At 57.8% G+C, this 26,297-nt stretch carries 22 protein-coding genes; 12 read left to right on the forward strand and 10 right to left on the reverse strand.

The window, feature by feature from the left end:
* The 4 genes from DYL59_RS17160 to yccS all read left to right on the forward strand — a co-directional run.
* The coding region (locus DYL59_RS17160) for an MFS transporter (protein WP_135290211.1) at window positions 1–1,270 on the forward strand (1,270 nt) is incomplete at its 5' end.
* 131 nt (window positions 1,271–1,401) lie between these two features.
* The gene (dbpA, locus tag DYL59_RS17165; RefSeq protein WP_238340707.1) at window positions 1,402–2,739 is read left to right on the forward strand and encodes an ATP-dependent RNA helicase DbpA; all 1,338 of its coding nucleotides are present in this window, start codon (window positions 1,402–1,404) and stop codon (window positions 2,737–2,739) included.
* A gap of 161 nt (window positions 2,740–2,900) precedes the next feature.
* Complete coding sequence (locus DYL59_RS17170) at window positions 2,901–4,079, forward strand: BaiN/RdsA family NAD(P)/FAD-dependent oxidoreductase (RefSeq protein WP_135290213.1); 1,179 nt, start codon at window positions 2,901–2,903, stop codon at window positions 4,077–4,079.
* A gap of 220 nt (window positions 4,080–4,299) precedes the next feature.
* Window positions 4,300–6,474, forward strand: a complete 2,175-nt coding sequence (gene yccS, locus DYL59_RS17180) for a YccS family putative transporter (protein WP_135290215.1) — start codon at window positions 4,300–4,302, stop codon at window positions 6,472–6,474.
* Window positions 6,475–6,564: 90 nt separating this feature from the next.
* On the opposite strand, the gene DYL59_RS17185 is transcribed toward yccS, so the two are convergent.
* Window positions 6,565–7,302 carry a substrate-binding periplasmic protein gene (locus DYL59_RS17185; protein ID WP_135290216.1) on the reverse strand — a complete coding sequence of 246 codons (738 nt, stop codon included), beginning with the start codon at window positions 7,300–7,302 and terminating at the stop codon, window positions 6,565–6,567.
* A gap of 176 nt (window positions 7,303–7,478) precedes the next feature.
* Here DYL59_RS17185 and DYL59_RS17190 point away from each other — a divergent pair, with 176 nt between their 5' ends.
* Window positions 7,479–7,931: a GNAT family N-acetyltransferase gene (locus DYL59_RS17190; protein ID WP_135290217.1), complete on the forward strand. Its 453-nt coding sequence runs from the start codon at window positions 7,479–7,481 to the stop codon at window positions 7,929–7,931.
* 115 nt (window positions 7,932–8,046) lie between these two features.
* Here DYL59_RS17190 and DYL59_RS17195 read toward each other — a convergent pair whose 3' ends face one another.
* Genes DYL59_RS17195 through DYL59_RS17205 form a run of 3 tightly spaced genes read right to left on the reverse strand, consistent with a single transcriptional unit; the run spans window position 8,047 to window position 11,010 of the window.
* Window positions 8,047–8,343 (reverse strand): winged helix-turn-helix domain-containing protein, encoded by a 297-nt coding sequence (locus DYL59_RS17195; protein WP_135290218.1) that lies wholly within the window; start codon window positions 8,341–8,343, stop codon window positions 8,047–8,049.
* Window positions 8,344–8,362: 19 nt separating this feature from the next.
* On the reverse strand, window positions 8,363–8,863 hold the full coding sequence (locus tag DYL59_RS17200) for a M48 metallopeptidase family protein (protein ID WP_135290219.1): 501 nt from the start codon (window positions 8,861–8,863) through the stop codon (window positions 8,363–8,365).
* A 41-nt stretch (window positions 8,864–8,904) separates the two neighbouring features.
* Window positions 8,905–11,010 (reverse strand): putative bifunctional diguanylate cyclase/phosphodiesterase, encoded by a 2,106-nt coding sequence (locus DYL59_RS17205; RefSeq protein ID WP_135290220.1) that lies wholly within the window; start codon window positions 11,008–11,010, stop codon window positions 8,905–8,907.
* Window positions 11,011–11,319: 309 nt separating this feature from the next.
* On the opposite strand from DYL59_RS17205, the gene DYL59_RS17210 reads away from it, so the two are divergent.
* The 5 genes from DYL59_RS17210 (at window position 11,320) to DYL59_RS17230 (ending at window position 17,162) form a co-directional block, all read left to right on the forward strand.
* Window positions 11,320–11,985 (forward strand): polysaccharide lyase family 7 protein, encoded by a 666-nt coding sequence (locus tag DYL59_RS17210; protein ID WP_135290221.1) that lies wholly within the window; start codon window positions 11,320–11,322, stop codon window positions 11,983–11,985.
* 261 nt (window positions 11,986–12,246) lie between these two features.
* A complete protein-coding gene (locus DYL59_RS17215; RefSeq protein WP_135290222.1) occupies window positions 12,247–12,450 on the forward strand; it encodes a fructose-bisphosphate aldolase in 204 nt (67 codons plus the stop codon).
* An 818-nt stretch (window positions 12,451–13,268) separates the two neighbouring features.
* The gene (locus DYL59_RS17220) at window positions 13,269–14,345 is read left to right on the forward strand and encodes a SagB family peptide dehydrogenase (RefSeq protein WP_135290223.1); all 1,077 of its coding nucleotides are present in this window, start codon (window positions 13,269–13,271) and stop codon (window positions 14,343–14,345) included.
* A gap of 14 nt (window positions 14,346–14,359) precedes the next feature.
* Window positions 14,360–15,961, forward strand: a complete 1,602-nt coding sequence (locus tag DYL59_RS17225; RefSeq protein WP_202877201.1) for a carbamoyltransferase C-terminal domain-containing protein — start codon at window positions 14,360–14,362, stop codon at window positions 15,959–15,961.
* Window positions 15,945–17,162: an MFS transporter gene (locus DYL59_RS17230; protein ID WP_135290224.1), complete on the forward strand. Its 1,218-nt coding sequence runs from the start codon at window positions 15,945–15,947 to the stop codon at window positions 17,160–17,162. The genes DYL59_RS17225 and DYL59_RS17230 overlap by 17 nt, the downstream gene beginning before the upstream one ends.
* Before the next feature lie 113 nt (window positions 17,163–17,275).
* On the opposite strand, the gene fba is transcribed toward DYL59_RS17230, so the two are convergent.
* From fba to tkt, 6 genes are all read right to left on the reverse strand, one after another.
* The gene (gene fba / locus DYL59_RS17235) at window positions 17,276–18,340 is read right to left on the reverse strand and encodes a class II fructose-bisphosphate aldolase (protein ID WP_135290225.1); all 1,065 of its coding nucleotides are present in this window, start codon (window positions 18,338–18,340) and stop codon (window positions 17,276–17,278) included.
* A gap of 281 nt (window positions 18,341–18,621) precedes the next feature.
* The gene (locus DYL59_RS17240; protein ID WP_135290226.1) at window positions 18,622–18,957 is read right to left on the reverse strand and encodes an MliC family protein; all 336 of its coding nucleotides are present in this window, start codon (window positions 18,955–18,957) and stop codon (window positions 18,622–18,624) included.
* Window positions 18,958–19,004: 47 nt separating this feature from the next.
* Window positions 19,005–19,235, reverse strand: a complete 231-nt coding sequence (locus DYL59_RS17245) for a hypothetical protein (RefSeq protein WP_135290227.1) — start codon at window positions 19,233–19,235, stop codon at window positions 19,005–19,007.
* A 29-nt stretch (window positions 19,236–19,264) separates the two neighbouring features.
* A complete protein-coding gene (locus DYL59_RS17250; protein ID WP_135290228.1) occupies window positions 19,265–20,428 on the reverse strand; it encodes a phosphoglycerate kinase in 1,164 nt (387 codons plus the stop codon).
* Window positions 20,429–20,445: 17 nt separating this feature from the next.
* Window positions 20,446–21,501: an erythrose-4-phosphate dehydrogenase gene (gene epd / locus DYL59_RS17255; RefSeq protein WP_135290229.1), complete on the reverse strand. Its 1,056-nt coding sequence runs from the start codon at window positions 21,499–21,501 to the stop codon at window positions 20,446–20,448.
* A 159-nt stretch (window positions 21,502–21,660) separates the two neighbouring features.
* Entirely contained in the window at window positions 21,661–23,658 is a 1,998-nt protein-coding gene (tkt, locus tag DYL59_RS17260) for a transketolase (RefSeq protein WP_135290230.1), read from the reverse strand.
* Between the two features lie 259 nt (window positions 23,659–23,917).
* Here tkt and DYL59_RS17265 point away from each other — a divergent pair, with 259 nt between their 5' ends.
* Window positions 23,918–24,913 carry an ArsR/SmtB family transcription factor gene (locus DYL59_RS17265; protein ID WP_135290231.1) on the forward strand — a complete coding sequence of 332 codons (996 nt, stop codon included), beginning with the start codon at window positions 23,918–23,920 and terminating at the stop codon, window positions 24,911–24,913.
* Window positions 24,914–24,931: 18 nt separating this feature from the next.
* Window positions 24,932–26,122: a methionine adenosyltransferase gene (metK, locus tag DYL59_RS17270; RefSeq protein ID WP_135290232.1), complete on the forward strand. Its 1,191-nt coding sequence runs from the start codon at window positions 24,932–24,934 to the stop codon at window positions 26,120–26,122.
* Window positions 26,123–26,297: the final 175 nt, after the last annotated feature.

Here is a 26,297-nt window from a genome sequence, read left to right on the forward strand (position 1 = left end):
GGTGGTGATCGCCTACATGCTCACCGTGGCCTTGCTGATCCCGGCCTCGGGCTGGATTGCCGACCGCTTCGGCACCAAGAAAATCTTCTTTGGCGCGATCATGCTGTTCAGCATCGGCTCGCTGCTGTGCGCCCTCTCCAGCACCTTGACCATGCTGGTGGGCGCACGGGTGATCCAGGGCTTGGGCGGCGCGCTGATGCTGCCGGTGGGGCGACTGGTGGTGCTGCGCGCTTACCCCCGCTCCGAGCTGGTGCGGATCATGGGCTTCATCACCATCCCCGGCCTGCTCGGCCCGTTGCTCGGCCCGACCATGGGTGGCTGGATGGTGCAATACCTGACCTGGCACTGGATCTTTTTGATCAACCTGCCGGTGGGCATGGTCGGTTGCTACGCCGTGTGGAAACTCATCCCCGACCTGCGCGGCAGCGAGCGCACACGGTTTGATAGCGTCGGCTTCTTGCTGTTTGGCGCGGCGATGGTGCTGATCACCATTGCTATGGAAGGCCTGGGCGAACTGCACCTGCCGCACCTGCGGGTGATGTTGCTGTTGTTTGGCGGGCTGGCGTGCCTGGCGGCGTATTGGCTGCGGGCCGGGCATATCGACAATGCGCTGTTCTCGCCGGTGCTGTTCAAGACCCGCACTTTTGCGGTGGGCATCCTGGGCAACCTGTTTGCACGCCTTGGCAGCGGCGCGCTGCCGTTCCTGGTGCCACTGCTGTTGCAGGTAGCGTTGGGGTATTCCCCCTCGCAAGCCGGGATGAGCATGCTGCCCCTGGCGGCGGCGGCGATGTTTGCCAAGTCCATCGCCCGGCCGTTGATCGAGCGTTTGGGCTACCGCATCGTCCTCACTGGCAACACCCTGGCGCTGGGCATCATGTTGGCGAGCATGGGCCTGGTCAGCGAGCAGACGCCCTACCCGCTTTTGCTGGGCATGCTGGCGGTGCTGGGGGCGATCAACTCGCTGCAATTTACCGCGATGAACACCGTGACCCTGATTGATCTCGATGACGCCCAAGCCAGCAGCGGCAACAGTTTGCTCTCGGTGGTGGCGCAATTGTCCCTGAGCCTTGGGGTGGCCTGCGCCGGTGCGTTGCTAGGCGGGTTTACCGCTGAAACCGGCAACGACGGCGTAAGCACCGTACTCGGCGCCTTCCAGTTGACGTTCCTCACCGTGGGCATCATGGCCATGCTGGCGGCGGCGATCTTCCTGCAATTGTCGCCAAAAGACGGCAAACGCGTGGTCAGCCGCGAGCACGACATCGAACACTAAGTAGGCTTCCCGTCTAGAACTTGCAGGGAAAATCCTGCGGGGCTGGTACACTGCGCAACATTTTGTTTTGCAGAGCCAGTCCCGTGACTACCATCGCCACCGCTTTTAATACTTTGCCCCTGTCCGCCGCCATGCTGGCTAACCTCGACTCGCTGGGTTATGTCGAGATGACGCAGATCCAGGCGCAGAGCTTGCCGGTGATCCTCAAGGGGCTGGACCTGATTGCCCAGGCCAAGACCGGCAGCGGCAAGACCGCTGCGTTCGGCATCGGCCTGTTGAACCCGATCAACCCGCGTTACTTCGGCTGCCAGGCCCTGGTGATGTGCCCGACCCGTGAGCTGGCCGACCAGGTCGCCAAGGAAATCCGTCGTCTGGCCCGTGCCGAAGACAACATCAAGGTGTTGACCCTGTGCGGCGGCGTGTCCCTAGGCCCGCAGATCGCCTCCCTGGAACACGGCGCCCATGTGATCGTCGGCACGCCGGGCCGTATCCAGCAGCACCTGCGCAAGGGCTCGCTGGTATTGGACGGCTTGAACACGCTGATCCTCGACGAAGCCGACCGCATGCTCGACATGGGCTTCTACGACGCCATCGAAGACATCATCAGCAAGACCCCACCGCGTCGCCAGACCCTGCTGTTCTCGGCCACCTACCCGGTGAGCATCAAGCAGCTGGCGTCCAAGTTCATGCGTGCGCCGCAGCAAGTAAAGGCCGAGGCGTTCCACTCCGACGACCAGATCGAACAGCGTTTCTTCGAGATCTCGCCGGAAGAACGCATGGACGCAGTAACCAAGGTGCTCGCGCACTTCCGCCCGGCCTCTTGCGTGGCGTTCTGCTTTACCAAGCAGCAAGTGCAGGAAACCGTCGACCACCTGACGGCCAAGGGCATCTCGGCCGTGGGCCTGCATGGTGACCTGGAACAGCGCGACCGCGACCAGGTACTGGCGATGTTCGCCAACCGCAGCACTTCGGTGCTGGTAGCCACTGACGTTGCCGCCCGTGGCCTGGACATCGACTCGCTGGACATGGTGATCAACGTCGAACTGGCCCGCGACTCGGAAATCCACATCCACCGCGTGGGCCGTACCGGTCGTGCCGGCGAAACCGGCATTGCGATCAGCCTGGTTGCCCCGTCCGAAGCGCACCGCGCCCAGGCCATCGAGCAGTTGCAAAAGACCCCGCTGAACTGGGATCAACTGGACAACCTCAAGCCCCAAAGCGGTGGTCCGTTGCTGCCGCAGATGAGCACCCTGTGCATTGCTGCTGGCCGTAAAGACAAGGTGCGTCCGGGCGACATCCTCGGTGCATTGACTGGTGAAGCCGGGATTCCGGGCGCCCAGGTGGGCAAGATCGCGATCTTTGACTTCCAGGCGTTTGTGGCGGTTGAGCGCGGCATCGCCAAGCAGGCGTTGCAGCGTTTGAATGACGGCAAGATTAAAGGCCGGTCGTTGCGCGTGCGGATTCTGTAAAAAATCCCCCCTACCAGGTGGAGATCAAAATGTGGGAGGGGGCTTGCTCCCGATAGCGGTCTTTCAGGTAAAGATGTACTGACTGACACACTGCTATCGGGGGCAAGCCCCCTCCCACATTTGACTGTATTTCAAATTAGAATTTGTATGAGGACTTTGCTGTGCGCTCGACCGAAGTTGTGATCATTGGCGCCGGCGCCGCAGGCTTGATGTGCGCACTGACCGCCGCCGGGCGTGGGCGCAAGGTGATGTTGATCGACCACGCCAACAAGGCCGGCAAGAAGATCCTCATGTCCGGCGGTGGCCGCTGCAACTTCACCAATATGTACACCGAGCCTGCCAACTTCCTGTCCCACAACGCGCACTTCTGCAAGTCGGCCCTGGCCCGCTATACCCAGTGGGACTTTATCGGGCTGGTGGCCAAGCACGGCGTGCCGTACCACGAGAAGAAACTCGGCCAGCTGTTCTGCGACAACAAGTCCAGCGACATCCTCGGCATGCTGCTCGACGAGTGCATCCAGACCGGCGTGAGCCTGCACCTGGACACGTCGATCCAGGAGATCGCCAAAGTCGACGGCGGCTATCAGTTGCAGACCACCTTGGGTGAGCTGCGCTGCGAATCCCTGGTGATCGCCACCGGCGGCCTGTCGATTCCAACACTGGGCGCCACCGGTTTTGGTTACCAGGTGGCCAAGCAATTCGGCCACGAACTGCTGCCGACCCGCGCCGGGTTGGTGCCGTTCACCATCACCGACCAGCTCAAGGACTTGTGCGGCGAGCTGTCCGGCACCTCGGTGGACTGCCTGGTCAGCTGCAACGACCAAAGCTTTCGCGAGAACATCCTGTTTACCCACCGCGGCCTGAGCGGCCCGGCGGTTCTGCAGATTTCTTCGTACTGGGAATCCGGCGACACGGTGCAGATCAACCTGCTGCCCGACCATGACGCCCACAGCTGGCTGCAACAGCAACAGGCCGAGCGTCCAAACAGCGAGCTCAAGACTCTGCTGGGGGAGATTTTCACCAAGAAGATGGCCAACCTGCTGGCGGAAACCTGGTTTGTGTCCAAGCCGATGAAGCAGTACACCCATGCGGAAATTGCCGATATCGCGCAGAAACTTGGTAATTGGCAGTTGGTGCCGGCCGGGACCGAGGGGTATCGCACGGCCGAGGTGACGTTGGGTGGGGTGGATACCCGGGAAGTGTCGTCCAAGACCATGGAGTCGCTGAAGAGCCCTGGGTTGTACTTTATCGGTGAAGTGCTGGATGTGACCGGTCACCTGGGCGGTTTCAACTTCCAGTGGGCGTGGGCTTCGGGCTACGCCGCTGCGCAATTTGCCTGACACAACACGGTAAAAAAATGTGGGAGCGGGCTTGCTCGCGAATGCGGCTTATCAGTATCAGATGTGCTGACTGACACACCGCCTTCGCGAGCAAGCCCGCTCCCACATTGGTTTTGTGGTGTGCTTGGGAATAATTTGCCAGCAGATGTGATCGCGACCCTTGCCGTGGCGTCACTGATGCGCCAACTTAACGGCATCGTCCCGGAAGACTCCCGCCTTCATGTCATCGACCTCGTTCAAGCAGTCCCTGCGTCGCCTCTGGGCGCTGGATAAATTCAGCTACAGCATTCGGGTGTTCATCGCCCTTACCGGCAGCATGGCGCTGTGCTGGTACCAGGATGAAATGACGCTGCTGATCCCGTTGTTCCTGGGGATTATCGCCAGCGCCCTGGCCGAGACCGATGACAGCTGGCAAGGCCGCCTCAACGCCCTGGCCGTGACGCTGGTGTGTTTCAGCATCGCCGCGCTGTCGGTGGAGTTGTTGTTCCCTTACCCCTGGATCTTTGCGATCTCCCTGGCCCTGGCCACCTTTTGCCTGACCATGCTCGGCGCCTTGGGTGAACGGTATGGCGCGATTGCGTCGGCGACGCTGATTTTGTCGGTGTACACCATGATCGGCGTGGACCAGCGCGGCGGCGCGGTCAGCGATTTCTGGCACGAACCGCTGCTGCTGGTGGCCGGTGCCGCCTGGTACGGTGCGTTGTCGGTGCTGTGGCAGGCGCTGTTTTCCAACCAGCCGGTGCAGCAAAGCCTGGCGCGGTTGTTCCGCGAACTGGGGCGTTACCTCAAGCTCAAATCTTCCCTGTTCGAGCCGATCCGGCAGTTGGATGTGGAGACGCGCCGCCTGGAACTGGCCCAGCAAAACGGCCGGGTGGTGGCTGCGCTGAACGCCGCGAAGGAAATCATCCTGCACCGCGTGGGCAATGGCCGACCAGGGTCCAAGGTCAGCCGCTACCTGAAGCTGTACTTCCTCGCGCAAGACATCCACGAACGCGCCAGCTCGTCGCACTACCCTTACAACGCCCTGGCCGAAGCCTTCTTCCACAGCGACGTGCTGTTCCGCTGCCAGCGCCTGCTGCGCCAGCAAGGCAAGGCCTGCCAGGCCCTGGCCGAGTCGATCCAGCTGCGCCAGCCGTTCATCTATGACGACAGCTTTGCCGAAGCCCTGGGCGACCTGAACGCGTCCCTGGAACACCTGCGCATCCAGAGCAACCCGGCGTGGCGCGGGCTGCTGCGTTCGCTGCGCGCGCTGGCGGCCAACCTGTCCACGCTGGACCGCCTGCTGGGCGACGCCAGCAACCCCGACAGCCTGGCCGACGCCACCGACAGCAACCTGCTGGACCGCGCCCCGCGCAACCTCAAGGAAATGTGGACGCGCCTGCGCACGCAGATGACGCCGACCTCTTTGCTGTTTCGCCATGCGCTGCGTCTGTCCCTGGCGCTGACTGTCGGCTACGGCATGTTGCATGCGATCCACGCGTCCCAGGGCTATTGGATCATCCTCACCACCCTATTCGTGTGCCAGCCGAACTACGGGGCCACACGACGCAAGCTCGGCCAACGGATCATCGGCACCGCCATCGGGCTTACTGTGGCCTGGGCCTTGTTCGATCTGTTCCCAAGCCCCTTGGTGCAGTCGATGTTCGCCATCGCCGCCGGCATGGTGTTCTTTATCAACCGCACCACCCGCTACACCCTGGCCACGGCCGCCATCACGCTGATGGTGCTGTTCTGCTTCAACCAGGTGGGCGATGGCTACGGGCTGTTCCTGCCACGCCTGTTCGACACCTTGCTCGGCAGCCTGATCGCCGGCCTGGCGGTGTTCCTGTTCTTGCCGGACTGGCAAGGCCGACGCCTGAACAAAGTGCTGGCCAACACCCTGACCTGCAACAGCATCTACCTGCGCCAGATCATGCAGCAATACGCGGCAGGCAAGAGCGACGACCTGGCCTACCGCCTGGCGCGGCGCAATGCGCACAACGCCGATGCGGCGCTGTCGACCACCTTGGCGAATATGCTGATGGAGCCGGGGCACTTTCGTAAGGAGGCCGATGTGGGCTTCCGCTTCCTGGTGTTGTCCCACACCTTGCTCAGCTATTTGTCGGGGTTGGGGGCGCACCGCGAGACTCAGTTGCCAGCTGAGGTACGTGAACACCTGATCGAGGGCGCGGGGAATACCTTGGCGGCGAGCATCGATGAAATCGCCACGGGGCTGGCAAACAAACAGCCGATTGCGATTCAGAGTGATGCCGAGGAAGCGCTGGCGGCGGAGTTGGAGCAGATGCCGGATGAGATTGATGAAGGGCAAAGGTTGGTGCAGACGCAGTTGGCGTTGATTTGTCGGCAGTTGGGGCCGTTGCGGACTCTGGCCGCGCATCTGATCAAAGAAGTGTAGGAGCGAGCTTGCTCGCGAAGGTCGTCAACGATGACGCAGCGCATCTGGTTTAACGCGGTGCTCTCGGGTTTTTCGCGAGCAAGCTCGCTCCTACATCCCATGCTGTTTCATCAACCGTGCATAACTCCCATCCGCCTTCATCCTGGCAATCTCCCGATCAAATCCAGCCACGATCTGCTCATGCTGCGGATTCTTGAGGCTCACCAGGATATGCAGGCTGTTCTCGCTCAACGGCCTGGGTAAAAACTCCACCGCATTGCGCACCTTGGGCGATTCACGCGACAGGTAATAGCGCGCCACGTACTCATCCTCCACCGTCAGCCGCACCCGCTGCGCCGCCAGCATGCGCACCGCCATGGCAAAGCTGTGCACCGGGACTTTCTGCAACTGCGCATCCTGATCGAACGCCGCCGAATAGGCATAACCGCGTACCACCGCGACGGGGTAGGCGTGCAATTGCTCAAGGTTCTGGAAGTCGATCGGGTCGTCGCGATGCTTCATGAAGCGCACGCGATTAAGCAGGTACTCGCCGGAGAACTGCCCCAACTGCGTGCGGGCATCGTCATACCAGGCGTTGACCAGCACGTCATAACGGCCGTCGCCCACGCCCATCAATGCCCTGGCCCAAGGCACCTGTTCAAAATCACTGGCATAGCCCGCGCGGGCCAGGGCGGTGCTGACGATATCAGTCGCCAAGCCACCGTTAATCAAGGTGGCGTCGGTAAACGGTGGCCAGGCATCCGCCACCAGGCGCAAGCGCTGGGCGAACACTGGCTGGGACAGCAGCAACACTCCAATCAAAGCAACGGCACGAGAAAATCGCGGCATGCTTAATATCCTTGGCGGGCACTGAGGATCTAACAGTAGCCGAAGATTACACAAAGAAACGGCCGGCGAATGCACTCAATGATGGCGAATTGATTTCACTCACAAAAATCGCCGATTTAGACACAATCGGCTGCTGCGCTTACTATCCAGAACAGACACTTACAAGAGATCGCACCATGACAGTCGAATGGGTCTGCAAACATCACACCGACCTGGGCAAGGAGCAGCTGTACGCCATCCTGCGCCTGCGCGGCGAGGTGTTCGTGGTTGAGCAGAAGTGTGTGTACCAGGACATCGACGGGCAGGACCTGGAGGGTGATACCCACCACCTGATGGCCTGGCAGGGAGATGAGCTGGTGGCCTACTTGCGCCTGCTGGACCCGGAGTCCCAGGGCGGTGATGTGGTGGTCGGCCGCGTGATCGTGGCGCCGGTGGCGCGGGGCACCGGGCTGGGGCATCGGATGATGGAAGAGACCCTGCGCCAAATTGAGGAAATCTGGCCGGAGACGCCGATATTTCTGTCAGCCCAGGCGCATCTGCAGGGGTATTACGGGCGGTATGGGTTTGTGGTGGCGGGTGAGGAATACCTTGAGGATGATATTCCGCACATAGGTATGCGGCGCCTGTAAGTCCCTCTTCGCGAGCAAGCCCGCTCCCACATCTAACCGCGTACATCAGTTGGAATGCGGTCGAATGTGGGAGCGGGCTTGCTCGCGAAGGCGTCAGACCCTTCACCACAAAACTTCAGGGATACCCCAACACCTGCTTCACCGAAGCCAGGTTCAACTCAATCCACCCCCGATCAATCGCCCCCCAACTGCGAATCCGATAATGCCCCGCATGGTTGCGCGCACCGTCTTCCTGCTCGAACTCACACACAATATCCAGGTCAGCCAACGCCGCAAGGGTGTCCTGCGCCGTACGCCGAGGCATGCCGGTCACGTCGGTCAGCGCCGGCACACTGCTGGCCAGCCCGCTGTCGATCAGATACGCCACGTACAGGCGGCGGTAGAAACTGCTCTTGGTCTTGCTCACTTCCATGGTCAATCGCCTTGTGCGGTCAGGGTTTGCCCTGCAGGTCGCGATACGTGAGGTACACCCTCAGGTCGAATTCCACCTGATGGTAGCCCGGCATCATGTAGTCACAGAGTTTGTAGAACGCCTTGTTGTGGTCCGATTCCTTGAAGTGCGCCAGTTCGTGTACCACGATCATGCGCAGGAACTCCGGGGCGGCCTCCTTGAACAACGCGGCGATGCGAATCTCTTTCTTGGCCTTGAGGTTGCCACCCTGCACCCGCGAAATGGTGGTGTGCAGGCCCAGGGCGCGGTGGGTGAGGTCCAGGCGATTGTCGAACAGCACTTTGTCGATGGCCGGCGCGTTGCGCAGGTGCTCCTGCTTCAAGGCCAGGGCGTAGGCGTACAGCGCCTTGTCGCTCTGCACGGCATGGCGCTCGGGGTAGCGTTGTTCCAGGTAGGTGCCCAACTGGTCCTTGGCGATCAGTTGGCGCACTTGCTCTTGAAGGGCGGCGGGGTAGGCCTGGAGGTATTTCAGCGCGGTCATGGGTCTGCAACTGGGGTCGAATGGGCGCCAGTGTAGCGAATTCAGCGCAACCGAGGGTGCGACCAGCCAGCGACTTCGTCGGCCATCAACGGCTGCGCCGCCCATGAACCCTGGATGTAGGGGCAACCATTGGCCTTGAGCCACTGGGCTTGCTCGTGAGTGTCCACGCCTTCAGCCACCACCAGCACATCAAAATGCCCGCACAGTTCGATAATGCTGCGCGCCATCGCCGCATCCCGTGCCGACGCGGGCAGGCGCGCCACCAGTTGAGGGTCCAGCTTGAGGGTATCGAACCCCAGGTCGCGCAAATGGGACAGGGAGCAGTTGCCCGAACCAAAGTCATCCAGGGCGATACGCACCCCGATCTGGCGCAGCAACTTGAGCTGCTTGGTGGACTCCTCCAGGTTGCTCATCAAGCTGTCTTCGCTGATCTCCACTTCCAGTTGTCGCCCCTGCAACCCATGTCGCTCAAGCACCTGCTGCAGTTGGTTGGCGAGGTTGGGCATGTTGAACTGGTTGCTGGACAGACTCACGCTCAGCACCAGTTCATCATCGAACGTGGCCTGCCAGGCCTGGCGCTGGGCGGCGACCTGCTGGTAAATCCAGGCGCTCAGTTGACTGATCAGGCGCGCCTCTTCCAACAAGGGCAAAAACAGCCCGGGCGGCACATCCCCCACACTGGGGTGCTGCCAACGCAACAACGCTTCGACACCGCGCAGGCGGCCGTCCACCAGCGATACCTGGGGTTGATACACCAGGGTGAAATCCTTGTTTTCAATGGCCGTGCGTACGCTGTCCTCCAGCATCAGCCGAGAGCGGGCGCGGCCGTTCATTTCCTGGTCGTAAAAGCGATACTGCTGACGCCCTGCGCGCTTGGCTTCGTACATGGCGATATCGGCCGCCCGCAGCAGGCCATTCAAGTCCGAGCCGCAATCCGGGAAGGTGGCGATGCCGATGCTGACACCGAGCATCACATCCAGGCCTTCTACCTGTTGGCAGATCGACACCCGTTCGATCAGTTTTTCCGCAATTTTCGCGGCCTGCTCAGGGAACTCCAGCTCAAGCAGTGCGGTAAATTCATCCCCGCCCATGCGTCCGAGAATGTCGTAGGAACGCAGACACCCCTGCAATTGCTCCGAGACCCAGCGCAGCACGCGGTCCCCGGCGTCATGTCCCAAAGAGTCGTTGACCCGCTTGAAGCCATCCAGGTCCAGATAAAGCAACACTAATGACTGCTCGCCCCGCTCCCCGCGCAGCAAAGTGTTTTCCACTGCCTGGTAGAAGCCGCGTCGGTTCAGCAGCCCGGTGAGCGGATCGGTCACTGCCTGGAATTCCAGCTGCTGGTGCAGGTGGCGCACCTCGGACATATCCAGCACGGTCACCACCATGGCCTTCTGCTCGGCTGGCAGCGGCGCACAGGACAAGGCCACCGGCACCTGCTGACCACGGCCGGTGCGCAGGATCGCGTCATGCAGGCGCCAGGTTTCACCCTTGCGGTAGCCGGCGTGCATCTGCGAGTCGAGCCAGGCGGGTACATGGGGTTTTTGCAGGAAGGCGAGAAATTCCTGACCCTGCAGCTCATCCATCGTGGCATTGAGCAAGCGTGAGATCGCCGGGTTGGCGTACTCGATCACACCCTCCTCGCCCACCACCAGGATACCCTCGGCAGCGTTGTCCAGTACCGAGGCATTGAAGGCGCGTGCCGATTCCAGGTCGTGGCTCAGGCGTTGCAAGGCCCGGCGGTTACGCTGGTGCTCCAGCAACGCTTGGACCTTGGGCTTGAGAATGTGTGGGTCAAACGGTTTGAACAGGTAATCGATAGCGCCGCTGGCATAGCCTTCCAGCACGGCGGCGGGGGATTGGGCGTTGGCACTGAGGAAGATGATCGGCGTCATCCGCGTGCGCTGGCTGCCGCGCATCAGGCGCGCCACTTCAAAGCCATCCATGCCGGGCATCTTCACGTCCAGCAGCACCAGGTCGACTTCATGTACCAACAACAACTCAAGCGCTTCCAGGCCGGAGCCAGCGGTGACCACCTGCCAGTCTTCCCGCTGTAAAAGTGCACGCATGCTGACGAGGTTTTCCGGGTAGTCATCGACCACCAGAAGAACCGAACTGCCATCGCCGGGGTGTGGAGCGCATTCCATGCTACGTCTCTTCCTTGGGAGTCACTCCGGTCAATTCTGACAGAAAACCCGGACAAACCCTGAGGCCTCACTCTAGCCCCGGTTCCGGAAAATCAGAAGTAACGTCGGTGCCATCATTGCGCCAAATTTCAGGAAGCCGACTAACGGTCAGTGCCTACAGCCCACGGTTCATGGGAAACATGGCTTTTTGGCATTCCTTTGGCGCCAATAAATTGCCAGCAAATATTTAACAAGACGGTTAACACCCCCTATAAAGAACCTGTCTGGCCCACGGGCCAAAGCCTTCACCTTCTGTAAAAGGCACATGCCATGATCGACCTTTCCACCTGGAACCTGAGCATTCCCGTCGGCTCCCCGCCCGCGACCATCGACACACCCAAGCTGATGAGCGGTTTCAACGATCAATATTTCCAGGCCGAAGGCAGCAACGTGCAGTTCTGGACGCCGGTGACCGGCACCCGCACCGAAAATGCCATCTACCCCCGTAGCGAATTGCGCGAAACCTACGCCGATGGGCGGTTGCGCAATTGGACGTACCCCGACGCGGACAACTTCCTGCGCGCCACCCTGGCCGTCAACCAAGTGCCCTCCTCCGGCAAGATCGTGATCGGGCAAATTCATGCCTATGACAGCCAGAAACCGATGATCAAACTGGAGTACCAATTCAAGGAAAAGACCCAGACCGGCAACATCGTCGCCAAGGTGCGCATGCGCCCGGATGAGGAAGAAAGCCGCGTGGTGATCGTCGCGTCCAATGTACCGCTGGAGAAGAGCTTTACCTATGTGATCAACCTGAACAAGGCCGGGTTGCTCAGTGTGTATGCGGCGGATGGCGAGTGGAACGAACGCATCGGCGCGGCGTGGGGGGCCAAGCCGCTGTATTTCAAGGCGGGGGCCTATGTGCAGGACAACAGTGGCAATAGCAAGGAGGGGGCAAGGGTGACGTTTGCGAATTTGGATATTGATCACGACTGAGCAACGCTCACTATCGTGTAGGCCTTGTCCTAACGAGCCAGAGACCCATCACCTTTTTGAACACGCCAATGATCCCTGTGGGAGCCGGGCTTGCCCGGCTCCCACAGGGGTTCTGTGTCCTACAGGGCCGTTGCGGTGAACCAGGGCCACGCTTATAGTTCGCCCCGTCGCCGGCATTGAACGGCGATAGGGTTTCGCAGCCCTAACGATACGTCTGTAACCAAGCATCATGAATACAACGATGAGCGCTTCGGCGCCCCACTGCCCGACCTCCACGCCTGCCTGCGCGAACGCCTCAACGCCGCCCTAGAACACCTCAACCTGATGGCCTGTTCCAGCCTGCCGGACTTTGGCGAACGCGACCTGAACAACGTGAGCAATACGGCACGTATTCTGGTGCAGGACGTCAGTGATGTGTTCCGCGTCATTGAGCACCGTGGCTTCGATACTCCCCGCGCCGCGTAACCAAATCGAAGCCGCAAAAAAGCCCGCATCACTGCGGGCTTCTTTAAACGCCTGAGGACTTCGTTGACCTTAGCGTTCAACTCACCTTTCAAATAACGCTGAAACATCGCTTTAAGGAGATCGCCTTGATCTTCCAACCATTATCGAAGGCCTCATAGCGAGCGATACACTCATCGCCGTCATTGTCGTCTCAGTGGAAGCCAGAAGCAGGTCTGTTATCAATGTAGACCTTGCACACTCAATGTTTGAGGGCTGCGAATAACCTCTTCAGGTTGAGAACACACTCCACCAACGAAGAAAAACACTTGTACAGTAACGGCAACTGAGCCTTCAGCTTCTATGCAACAAAATATTACAGCACTGCGTATGAGTTAATCGCTTTAAAAATCAACAATGGAGCGGAATGTAGGAAAATTCATCTGAAATAGCCCGACAGCCACAAATAAAAACTCACGAAAATAATAAACTAAAAACCACACACTACAAGAAATTCAAATTGACAATCATATTAGCCCCTCATACGGTTGAAGTGCATCGCAAACCTGCGAAGCCAAAAATCCAGAGGAAGTATATATGAAACGTGTGACTATAGAACCTACGCTCAACAACCAATCAAACGATGCGTACCAGACACCTCACTTCTCAATCAAGACGGTGACTGTACCCCGCTATAAATTCACTCCAAACTATGGTGATAGTAGTATCAATACTGATACTTCTGAGAGTAGAAAGCTAGGAATTAAACAATGATGTACCGCCTGAGCTTCGGCTCAGGCAGCCACTAAAAATCAACCTCACCAAAGGATGGTCTGGCGGCTATGCTTACTGCAAAAACGAAATGGCTCTCGAACGACGTATTTCTTGTATTTAAAGAGGGCACGGCTTACTTGTGGGACTATAGAAATCACGTCCAATACCAAATCAGCGTTGACGAATTTGAGCGACTAGTAAGTTTTTCAGCAGGCGACATTGTAACGGATACACCCGATGACATATCCATAGATGCATCCGGAATACTATTAGAAGTTAAACCAACCGATGAATGGGGTTGGGACGTGCTATCAAAAATATTTCATGTTGGGACATCTCATCCATGCTCGCCCACACCAGACAACCCTGAGATGTACATTGAATACGCTAAAAACTACTTGGACTTTTGTAAGTCAATTCACAAGAGCGAACCAGAAATCTCTTTAGTAAAAGGTGGGGAGAGAACGTTACTACCGCCTCCGAACATTTCAGCCATTCAAAAATCGAGCCTCTGGGAAACACTCTTAGCTCGTCATACTTGCCGAGATTTCTTTGACAAGTCAGTATCAATATTGTCACTCGCGACCATACTGTATGGAACATTAGCGGATAAAAAAGAAACCGAGTACGACGCTCCGGTTGGAGCTCAAAAATTTGGCTTCAGGAGGACGTCGCCTTCAGCCGGAGGTTTACAGGCGACGGAGGGTTATGTATGGGTGAGAAATGTCGAGGACCTGGCGCCCGGCATTTATCATTATATAAGTGAGCAGCACACTCTCGAGAAGGTACGCGACCTTCCGTCAGAGGTAATATCCACTTATTTATGCGGCCAGCACTGGGCAAACAACTTGGCATTCGCTATTTTTTTCACCTCTCGCTTTGATAAACTTTGGTGGAAGTACCCCCATTCTCGTGCATATCGCCCAATGTTGCTGGACGTTGGACACTTATCACAAACTGCAAACTTATTAATCACGGCGCTCGGTTTACACCCCTGGTTGACCGGATACTTTCATGACAAAGAGATAAACGAACTCCTAGAGGTGAACCTTCCCTCGGAGCAGGTCATTTTTTTGGTGGGTGCAGGACACGGAACTGGCAGCTCGTACACCAAAGAAGTTAGGGAACTACTAGATGGAGTCTGATGAGAGGACTGAACATGGCCAACTTGGAAAATGATGAAATTGTAATTCTTGGCCTTAAGGATGGACATGACGGGGCAATAGCTCTAATTATTGGTAACCACTTGGAATTTTCTGTAGAAGCGGAAAAGGACAATGGCCTTCGATTTTCAAGCGTTACACCTGACGCCCTGTTGAAAATCTCCCACATGATCAGTAAACCCGTAGACATAGTAGCTCAGAGTGGGTGGAATAAAGCATTTAGCTCAGAAAGTGATGCTATTGGTGCTGGTTATTCTGGACTGAAGAAGATTATTTATCAGAAGCGTTCGATACTTGGCCACGACGTTACTTACTTCTCCTCCTCTCACGAGCGGTCACACCTTTTATGTGGGTATGGGCTCTCACCATTCCCACAGGGAAAGCCTTGCTACGCATTACTTTGGGAAGGCTATTTCGGAGCTTTCTATAGAATCGACGAAAACGTAGACATTACAAACTTAGGAACGGTAATTAAAAACCCCGGAGATAGATTTGCTTTTTTATATGCGCTCGCAGATCCAACTTTTAATTTTGGCGCAGGGCAAATTCGCTTAAGCGATGCGGGCAAACTCATGGCACTCGCTGCTTATGGAGAAAACAGTGATATTGATGAGGATGCCAAAAAAATAATATCAACACTACTCGATAAAAACATGGACTTTAGAACGCTTCACAAAAGCCAACTTAAAAACAGTCTATATTACAACATAGGACTTGACGACCCCCGCTTTGCATCACTCGCCTATCATTTTTCAATCGCAATTTTCAATCTGTTTCGTGATTTTGCACAACAAGTGGTTTTTGATGACGCGCCATTGTTAATTGTTGGTGGATGCGGGTTAAACTGTGACTGGAACTCAAAATGGAAAGAAACAAAGATTTTCTCTGATGTCTTTATCCCTCCGTGTACAAACGACAGTGGTTCTGCAATTGGAACTGCGATTGATGCGCTATTGCACACCAAGGGGCTTGCCAAGATCACTTGGTCACCTTATGTCGGAGAGCCATCACGTGTTGACTCAGACAACACAGGTACGTTCGTAAGTGAGCCCTATGATCCGCAACACGTAGCACGATTGCTTCATGACGGTTATGTATTGGGCTGGATGCAAGGCAGATATGAAATGGGGCCTAGAGCCCTAGGAAATCGCTCGATATTAGCAGCGCCCTATCCTAGAGAAAACCTCACAAAATTAAACATTATTAAGAAGCGCGAAGGGTTTCGACCTATTGCTCCTATATGTTTGGAAGAATGTATGGGCGAATACTTCTACCCGCCTACGCCCTCGCCCTACATGCTGGAATTTCGGAAAGTAATATCAACCAAAATACCTGCGGTAACACACGTTGATAACTCGGCGCGCCCTCAATCAGTCAATGCGCTTCAGAACCCTCGCATGCATCAACTGCTAAGTGCCTATCGCAATGTTTCAGGTATTAGCGTGCTTTGCAACACCTCCTTAAATTTTCACGGCCGCGGCTTTATAAACAGATTAAGTGACCTTTTTCGATTTGCCAATGAGCATGGGCTTGACGGTTTCGTAATCGAAGACACGCTTTTTTTAAAATCAGATCAGCACAATGAAGACACCAAGTAAACTCATTTGCGTACAAGCGCTCTCCAGCCTTTCACTATGGCTTGATATATTTTTGATCTTCACGGTACCCGTATACCTATGGCATGCATCTCCTTCACAGATGGCTTTATTGGCCTTTTGCTTAGGCGTTCCAATGTTGTTTCTAGGGCCTATCGTAGGAGCGCTAATAGATCGGCACGACGTTAGAAAAACACTAGCATTTGGCGCCTTAATTCGCGTTTCATCTACTGCAGCGCTCGCAATTTCTCCGGACCTTCAGTTTTTTTTATTCTTTGTTATTTTGAAAGGCGTATCGAATTTATTTTACTCCCCCTCGATAACCATTGTGGTTCGACAATTAATTATGGCTGAGGATCGGAAAGCTTTTTTCAGCTATGTCAGCCTATATGATCAATCCGCAAAAATTTTCGCGCCGTTGCTTGCCGGAACTCTAACAGCGATATTATCACCTAAGGCGTTATTTTTTTTATCAGCCGCAGCAGTTCTTTTTACTCTTCCACTTCTAAGATCACTTTGCCTATCCATCCAGATGCCAATCAATGACTCATACACAAGAATCCTTGAATTGTATCGCGACTTAACCAGAGGAATGTCTATATTTAATGCTTTACCCTTTCAACTGCGCATTGGCTTTTTGTACTCCCTACTAACTTCGCTGGCGTTAGCAATTTACGATCCGCACTTAGCATCCTTTCTAGCTCATGAAGGTTTATCCCCGGTTATCTTTTCAACAATTGTCTCCGCAACTGCCGGGGGCGCTATATGTGCAGCACTGCTGACAAAATTTAAACTTGAGAATATTGATGAGATTCTTCTTCGATCAAATGCGTTAGTTATTTTCGCTATTGCATTAGCTCTGACTGCGGCATTAGCAGTCGTCAAAATACCAGGAAGAACCCCTCTCTATGCGGCAGTGTGGTTCATGAATGGATTCGGCTATGAGATATTAATAATTTCCTCAAGTATAATTCTTCAACAGCTATGCCCTCCCGAGCATATCGGAAGGGTATCGATGTCTTTCAGAAGCATCCAAATTTTATGCGTCATTGCAGGACCCTCTTTAGGAGCCGTGCTAATAGCTGCAAGCGGTCGCCCAGCACCTTTCATTGTGGCTGCTTGCATGGCATTTTTAACGGCGTCAATGTCAATTGCGATCTATTGTTACTCGAATAAAAAGCAAGAGCGCAAGCCCATAAATTAGTGCAGCTGCTGGAAAAATCAGAATCATTGGTCACTAAGAAAAACGCCTTCCAATCAAATTCTAGCCACAAAAAAGCCCGCATCACTGCGGGCTTCTTTTAAACGCTTGAGGACTTAGTTGACCTTAGCGTTCAACTCACCTTTCAAATAACGCTGATACATCGCTTCCAACGAGATCGGCTTGATCTTCGAACCATTACCGGCAGTACCGAACGCTTCATAACGAGCAATACACACATCACGCATGGCCGTCACGGTCGCGCCAAAGAACTTACGCGGGTCGAACTCGCTCGGGTTGGTGGCCATCAGGCGACGCATTGCACCGGTGGACGCCAGACGCAGGTCGGTGTCGATGTTGACCTTGCGCACGCCGTGCTTGATGCCTTCGACGATTTCTTCAACCGGTACGCCGTAGGTTTCTTTGATGTCGCCGCCGTGCTGGTTGATGATCGCCAGCCACTCTTGCGGTACCGAGGAAGAACCGTGCATCACCAGGTGGGTGTTGGGGATGCGTTTGTGGATTTCCTTGATGCGGTCGATGGCCAGCACGTCGCCGGTAGGTGGCTTGGTGAACTTGTAGGCGCCGTGGCTGGTGCCGATGGCGATGGCCAGGGCGTCCACCTGGGTTTTTTTCACGAAGTCGGCGGCTTCTTCCGGGTCGGTCAGCATTTGGCTGTGATCCAGCACGCCTTCGGCGCCGATGCCGTCTTCTTCACCGGCCATGCCGGTTTCCAGGGAACCCAGGCAGCCCAGCTCGCCTTCAACCGATACGCCGCAGGCGTGGGCCAGGGCGACGGTTTGTTGGGTCACACGTACGTTGTACTCGTAGTCGGTTGGGGTCTTGCCGTCTTCGCCCAGGGAGCCGTCCATCATCACCGAGCTGAAGCCCAGTTGGATGGAGCGCTGGCACACGTCAGGGCTGGTGCCGTGGTCCTGGTGCATGCACACCGGGATGTGCGGGAATTCTTCGATTGCCGCGAGGATCAGGTGACGCAGGAACGGGGCGCCGGCGTATTTGCGGGCACCGGCCGAAGCCTGGACGATCACGGGGGAGTCGGTCTTGTCAGCGGCTTCCATGATGGCGCGCATCTGCTCAAGGTTGTTGACGTTAAAGGCTGGGACGCCGTAGCCGAACTCGGCTGCGTGGTCCAGCATTTGACGCATGCTGATAAGTGCCATTGTGTTGTCTCTCCCGGTCGAGGGTCGTTAATCGTGCAAGCCTGCCGTAGCGGCGGCTGCTATTCAAGTTATTGCCGGTCAGGCTTTAATACCTGGCCTGCTGAATCGTTATTGCAGCGTCCGGCTCGCAACTGATGTCACTTTGGAACCGGATTTACTGTGGGAGGGGGCTTGCTCCCGATGACAGTGGATCAGCCAGCACACAGGTGTCTGACAAACCGCTATCGGGAGCAAGCCCCCTCCCTCATTTGGATCTCATCTCGCTTGAGATCGTGTTCTTTCTATTGGGCTTTGCAGCCGCGGCCGATCAAATCATCGGTGGCCACCCAGTAAACCAGGCCTTCCTCACCTTTTGTGTGAAACGCCAATTGGTCGTTGGCGTACAGCACACCCGAGGCGGCGACATCCTGTTTAAGGCGATACACCTGGTCGGAGCCGCCGAGGCGCACATCCACCTCAGATTTAGCCTGGTTGGCAAAGCGCCAGTTGACCTCGGCCTTGCTGTCGCAGGTCCAGGTGGTCCAAGTGTCCGCAGGCGCGGCCTTGCTGCTGAACATGTCCATGCTGCTGCAACCGGCCAACAGGGCCAGGGCTGCCAGGGCGAAAACGCCTTTCATTGCCAATCCTCGTGAGGCGACCCACGGCCGCCAGTTGATCAGACCCGTCAAGGACAACCCTGTTCCTGACCGTTGGGCGCTGAGTCGTATTTCTCCAGCCGTTCGTTGCCGATGCGCTTGTTGATCACCGGCATGGTCTCGGCTTGCCAGTCGGCCTGGTAGCAGCTTTTTTTCAGCGGCGCAGCGGTCGGTTTCCCAGCCTCCGGCGCCGTATTGGGCGTGCTGCCGCAGCCGGCCAGCAGGCCCGCTGCGATCACCAGTGCCAACGACTTGATCATGGGAATACTCCTTTTCCGGATCACGCGCCTTAGCCTTTGGCTCGGGTTTCCAGCACTTCCACGGCTGGCAACACTTTGCCTTCGACGAATTCGAGGAACGCGCCACCACCGGTAGAAATGTAGGAGATCTGGTCAGCAACGCCATATTTATCGATGGCGGCCAGAGTGTCGCCGCCACCAGCAATGGAGAAGGCCGAGCTTTCAGCAATAGCCTTGGCCAGCACTTTGGTGCCGTTGCCGAACTGATCGAACTCGAACACGCCGACCGGGCCGTTCCACAGGATGGTCTGGGAGGCTTTCAGCAGTTCGGCGAAGTTGGCTGCAGTTTGCGGGCCAATGTCCAGGATCATGTCGTCGTCGGCCACGTCAGCGATCAGCTTGACGGTGGCTTCGGCGCTCTCGGCGAATTCCTTGGCAACCACTACGTCAACCGGCAATGGCACGCTGACTTTGGCAGCGATGGCACGGGCGGTGTCCAGCAGGTCCGGCTCGTAGAGGGACTTGCCCACCGGGTGACCGGCTGCGGCCAAGAAGGTGTTGGCGATGCCGCCGCCGACGATCAGTTGGTTGCAGATCTGACTCAGGCTGTTGAGTACATCCAGCTTGGTCGAAACCTTGGAACCAGCAACGATAGCGGCCATCGGCTGGGCCGGAGCGCCCAGGGCCTTGCCCAGTGCATCCAGTTCAGCGGCCAGCAGTGGGCCGGCAGCGGCGACCTTGGCGAACTTGGCCACGCCGTGGGTGGAACCTTCGGCGCGGTGGGCGGTGCCGAATGCGTCCATCACGAACACGTCGCACAGCGCGGCGTATTGCTGGGCCAGTTCGTCACTGTTCTTTTTCTCGCCTTTGTTGAAGCGCACGTTTTCGAACAGCACGATATCGCCGGCCTTTACGTCAACGCCAGCCAGGTAGTCAGCCACCAGCGGCACGTCGCGGCCCAAGGCTTTGCTGAGGTAATCGGCCACCGGCTTGAGGCTGTTTTCGGCGGAGAACTCACCTTCGGTCGGGCGACCCAAGTGGGAGCAGACCATCACGGCCGCGCCTTTTTCCAGGGCCAGCTTGATGGTCGGCAGCGAGGCCAGGATTCGCGCATCGCTGGTGACAACACCGTCCTTGACTGGGACGTTGAGGTCTTCGCGGATCAGTACGCGCTTACCTTGCAGATCGAGGTCGGTCATCTTCAACACGGTCATGGGTCGCAGTTCCTGAATTACTGTTGAGGTTGTTTAGAGGCGATGTGCAGATAATGTTCCGCAACATCCAGCATGCGGTTGGCAAAACCCCATTCGTTGTCGAACCAGGCCAGGATGTTCACCAGCCGTGGGCCGGAAACGCGGGTCTGGCTGGCATCGACAATCGCCGAATGCGGGTCATGATTGAAATCACAACTGGCGTGGGGCAACTCGGTGTAAGCCAGCAAACCTTTGAGCGGCCCGCTGGTGGCGGCGTCGCGCAAAATCCGGTTGACCTCCACCGCATCGGTGTCGCTGACGGTTTGCATGGTGATGTCCAGGCAAGACACGTTCACCGTCGGTACCCGTACGGCTTTGGCCTGGATTCGCCCGGCAAGTTCCGGCAGCAGTCGCTCGATACCGCGCGCCAAGCCTGTGGACACCGGAATCACGGACTGAAACGCCGAGCGTGTACGGCGCAGGTCTTCGTGATGGTAGGCATCGATCACCGGCTGATCGTTCATCGCCGAGTGGATGGTGGTGATCGACACGTAATCCAGGCCAATCGCCTGATCCAGCAGGCGCAACAGCGGCACGCTGCAGTTGGTGGTGCAGGAGGCGTTGGACACCAGCAACTCAGCACCGGTCAGGCAATCCTGGTTGATGCCGTAGACGATGGTGGCGTCCACATCCGCCTCGCTGGCCATCGGCTGGGAAAACAGCACACGCGGCGCGCCGGCGTCGAGGAAACGCTGGCCATCGGCACGGGTGTGATAGACACCGGAACATTCCAACACCAGGTCAACGCCCAGTGCCTTCCAGTCGATGCCTTCGGGGGTGGCACTGCGCAACACCTGCACGCAGTTGCCATTAATATGCAGACAGTCGTCTTCGACCCGCACTTCGCCAGGGAACCGGCCGTGGGTGGAGTCAAAGCGTGTCAGGTATTCAATGCTGGCCATGTCGGCCAGATCGTTGATCGCAACAATTTCAAACCCGGCTGCCGCCCCTCGCTCGAACAGAGCACGCAAGACGCAACGACCAATGCGGCCGTAGCCGTTGAGTGCAACTTTGTAGGGACGCGGTTGGGGCATGGGGTTCTCGATTACCTTGGGTAATGGGGTGGCTGTTAGACCGCTTTCGCGAGCAAGCCCGCTCCCACATTTTGACCGCATTCTCATGCTGGAACTCGGTCAAGTGTGGGAGCGGGCTTGCTCGCGAAGGCGTCAGTACAGCCACCCCAATTTACAGCCTTAGTCTTCCAGCAGCTCTTGCGCCTGACCCAGGATGTTGTCCAGGGTGAAGCCGAACTCTTCGAACAACGCTGGCGCCGGCGCCGACTCACCGTAGGTGGTCATGCCGATTACGCGACCTTCCAGGCCCACGTACTTGTACCAGTAGTCGGCGTGTGCCGCTTCGATGGCGATACGCGCGCTGACCTGCAACGGCAACACCGATTGCTTGTAGCCGGCGTCCTGGGCTTCGAACACGCTGGTGCACGGGATGGAAACCACACGAACCTTGCGGCCTTGCTCGGTCAGCTTCTCGTACGCCTGAACCGTCAGGCCCACTTCGGAACCGGTGGAGATCAGGATCAGCTCCGGCTCGCCAGCGCAGTCCTTGAGCACATAACCGCCACGGGCGATGTCGGCGATCTGCGCGTCGGTACGCACCTGGTGTTGCAGGTTTTGACGCGAGAAGATCAGCGCCGAAGGGCCGTCCTTACGCTCGATGGCGTGCTTCCAGGCCACGGCGGATTCCACCGCGTCGGCTGGACGCCAGGTGTCGAGGTTCGGCGTGGTACGCAGGCTGGTCAGTTGCTCGACCGGCTGGTGCGTCGGGCCGTCTTCGCCCAGGCCGATGGAGTCGTGGGTGTACACATGGATCACACGCTTCTTCATCAGCGCAGCCATGCGCACGGCGTTGCGGGCGTATTCCATGAACATCAGGAAGGTCGCGCCGTAAGGCACCAGGCCGCCGTGCAGGGACACGCCGTTCATGATGGCGCTCATGCCGAACTCACGTACGCCGTAGTACATGTAGTTGCCGCTGGCGTCTTCAGCCGACACGCCTTTGCAGCCTTTCCACAAGGTCAGGTTGGAACCGGCCAGGTCAGCCGAACCGCCGAGGATCTCCGGCAGCAGCGGGCCAAAGGCGTTCAGGGTGTTCTGGCTGGCTTTACGGCTGGCGATGGTCTCGCCCTTGGCCGCGACTTCGGCGATGTAGGCCGAGGCTTTTTCCGAGAAGTCGGCAGGCAGGTCACCGGCCAGGCGACGAACCAGCTCGTTGGCCAGCTCCGGGAATTCGGCGGAGTAGGCAGCAAAGCGCTGGTCCCACTCGGCTTCGGTCGCCAGGCCTTTTTCCTTGGCGTTCCACTCGGCAGCGATATCCGCCGGGATTTCGAACGGGCCGTGGTTCCACTTCAGCGCTTCACGGGTCAAGGCGATTTCCGCGTCACCCAGTGGGGCGCCGTGGCAGTCTTCTTTGCCTTGCTTGTTCGGCGAGCCGAAACCGATGGTGGTCTTGCAGCAGATCAGGGTCGGCTGCGCGCTCTTGCGGGCGGTGTCGATGGCGGTCTTGATCTCTTCCGGATCGTGGCCGTCAACGTTGCGGATCACCTGCCAGTTGTAGGCTTCGAAGCGCTTAGGGGTGTCATCGGTGAACCAGCCTTCGACTTCGCCGTCGATGGAGATACCGTTGTCATCGTAGAAGGCGATCAGCTTGCCCAGGCCCAGGGTGCCGGCCAGGGAAGCGACTTCGTGGGAAATGCCTTCCATCATGCAGCCATCACCCAGGAACACGTAGGTATGGTGGTCGACGATGTCGTGGCCAGGGCGGTTGAACTGCGCGCCCAGGACTTTTTCAGCTAGCGCAAAGCCTACTGCGTTGGCCAGGCCCTGGCCCAGGGGACCGGTGGTGGTCTCGACGCCTGGGGTGTAGCCGAATTCCGGGTGGCCCGGGGTACGGCTGTGCAACTGACGGAAGCTTTTCAGGTCGTCGATGGTGACGTCGTAGCCGGTCAGGTGCAGCAGCGAATAGATCAGCATCGAGCCATGGCCGTTGGACAGCACAAAGCGGTCACGGTCGGCGAACGATGGATTGCTTGGGTTGTGTTTCAGGTAGTCACGCCAAAGTACCTCGGCGATATCCGCCATGCCCATTGGGGCACCGGGATGGCCGCTGTTGGCTTTTTGCACGGCATCCATGCTGAGGGCACGAATGGCGTTGGCACGCTCACGACGGCTGGGCATCGCTGATCTCCTGGGGTTTGCTGAAAAGAAACGGAAAAAAGGACCGGCATTTTCCCTCAGCCACCGCCTGCGGGCAATGACAGATAGTGACTTGAAGGTGTTTTTCCTGCCCTTTGAGCGCCAATCCCTTGCAGAAATTGGCCGGCGCTTCGTCCAAAGGCTATAGCGGCTGCTTATAACCGCCACTTATCGATCAATATCAAAACTTTTTGATATTGCCCTTGCGGGGATTTGCACCCGTCTCTAGACTGCTGGCCTTATGAATCTACCCATGCCCTCCCTGCGTCCCGAAGACGGCGATGAACTGGCAGCCTTATGCAAGGCCGCTGGCGAACCGTTGCGGCTGAACGTATTGCGCGCATTGGCCAACGATTCCTTTGGCGTGCTGGAGCTGGCGCAGATCTTCGCCATCGGCCAGTCCGGCATGAGCCATCACTTGAAGGTGCTGGCCCAGGCCGACCTGGTGGCCACCCGCCGCGAAGGCAATGCGATTTTTTATCGCCGCGCCCTGCCCCACACCGAACTGCTGGGGGGCAAACTGCACGCCGCCCTGCTCGAAGAAGTGGACAGCCTGAGCCTGCCGGCTGACGTACAAGCGCGCATCGGTCAGGTCCACGGGCAACGTGCTGCGGCGAGCCAGGACTTTTTCGCACGGGTGGCCGAGAAGTTTCGCGCCCAGCAAGACCTGATCGCCGGCCTGGCCCAATACCGTGACAGCGTGCTGGCACTGTTGGACAAGCTGAGCTTCAGTGATGAGGCCACGGCGCTGGAAGTCGGCCCTGGCGATGGCGGCTTCCTGCCGGAACTGGCACGTCGCTTTCATCAGGTCACGGCGCTGGACAACAGCCCGGCGATGCTCGAACTGGCACGCCAGCTGTGCGAGCGCGAAGCCTTGGGCAACGTCAGCCTGCAGTTGGCCGACGCACTGAATCACACCAGCCTGAAGGCCGATTGTGTGGTGTTGAATATGGTCTTGCACCATTTCGCCGCCCCCGCCGACGCCCTCAAGCAAATGGCCGGGTTGCTGCACCCCGGCGGTAGCCTGTTGGTTACGGATTTATGCAGCCACAACCAGAATTGGGCCAGGGAGGCCTGCGGTGATCTCTGGTTGGGTTTTGAACAGGATGATCTGGCCCGTTGGGCCACCGCTGCGGGGCTTGTTCCCGGGGAAAGCCTCTATGTAGGTTTACGTAATGGTTTCCAGATCCAGGTCCGCCATTTTCAGCGGCCGGCTGGCGACACTCACCATCGGTAAAATCAGGAAAACATCGAGATGAGCGAATACTCCCTTTTCACCTCCGAGTCCGTGTCTGAAGGGCATCCGGACAAAATCGCCGACCAGATTTCTGACGCGGTGCTGGACGCCATCATTGCTGAAGACAAGTTCGCCCGTGTGGCGTGCGAGACTCTGGTGAAAACCGGTGTAGCGATCATCGCCGGCGAAGTGACCACCACTGCCTGGGTTGACCTGGAGCAGATCGTTCGTGACGTGATCACCGACATCGGCTACACCAGCTCCGACGTCGGCTTCGACGGTGCCACCTGCGGCGTGATGAACATCATCGGCAAGCAGTCCCCAGACATCAACCAGGGTGTTGACCGCGCCAAGCCAGAAGACCAGGGCGCCGGCGACCAGGGCCTGATGTTCGGCTACGCCAGCAACGAAACTGACGTGCTGATGCCAGCCCCGATCACCTTCTCTCACCAATTGGTACAGCGCCAGGCTGAAGCCCGCAAATCGGGCCTGCTGCCGTGGTTGCGCCCGGACGCCAAGTCCCAGGTGACCTGCCGTTACGAAGGCGGCAAGGTGGTCGGTATCGACGCCGTTGTACTGTCGACCCAGCACAACCCGGACGTGTCCTACGCCGACCTGCGCGAAGGCGTGATGGAGCTGATCGTCAAGCATGTGCTGCCGGCCGAACTGCTGACCAAGGACACCCAGTTCCACATCAACCCGACTGGCCAGTTCATCATCGGTGGCCCAGTGGGCGACTGCGGCCTGACCGGTCGCAAGATCATCGTTGACAGCTACGGCGGCATGGCCCGTCACGGCGGCGGCGCGTTCTCGGGTAAAGACCCATCCAAGGTTGACCGTTCGGCGGCCTACGCCGGTCGTTACGTGGCCAAGAACATCGTGGCAGCCGGCTTGGCCGAGCGTTGCGAGATCCAGGTTTCCTACGCTATCGGTGTAGCCCAGCCTACGTCGATCTCGCTGAACACCTTCGGCACCGGCAAGATCAGCGATGACAAGATCGTCAAACTGGTGCGCGAGATCTTCGACCTGCGCCCTTATGCGATCACCACCATGCTCGACCTGCTGCACCCGATGTACCAGGAAACCGCAGCCTACGGCCACTTCGGTCGCACCCCAGCGCAAAAGACTGTCGGCGACGACACCTTCACTACGTTCACCTGGGAAAAGACCGACCGCGCCAACGACCTGCGCGTCGCTGCTGGCCTGTAATCCCCCGCAATACCCAAAGCCCTGCCGGGTTCGCCCGGCGGGGCTTTTTATTGCCGGATAATTCGCGGCAACGCTCACATTTTTTGGATCCAAACCTTGCAGGCCCAATGATGGCCCTCTAGAATCCGCGCCCTCTCGGGCCCTACACCTTATTTGGATATTGCCCTGCGCCAGC

The sequence above is a fragment of the Pseudomonas kairouanensis genome, from assembly GCF_004682055.1.
GTDB lineage: Bacteria > Pseudomonadota > Gammaproteobacteria > Pseudomonadales > Pseudomonadaceae > Aquipseudomonas > Aquipseudomonas kairouanensis.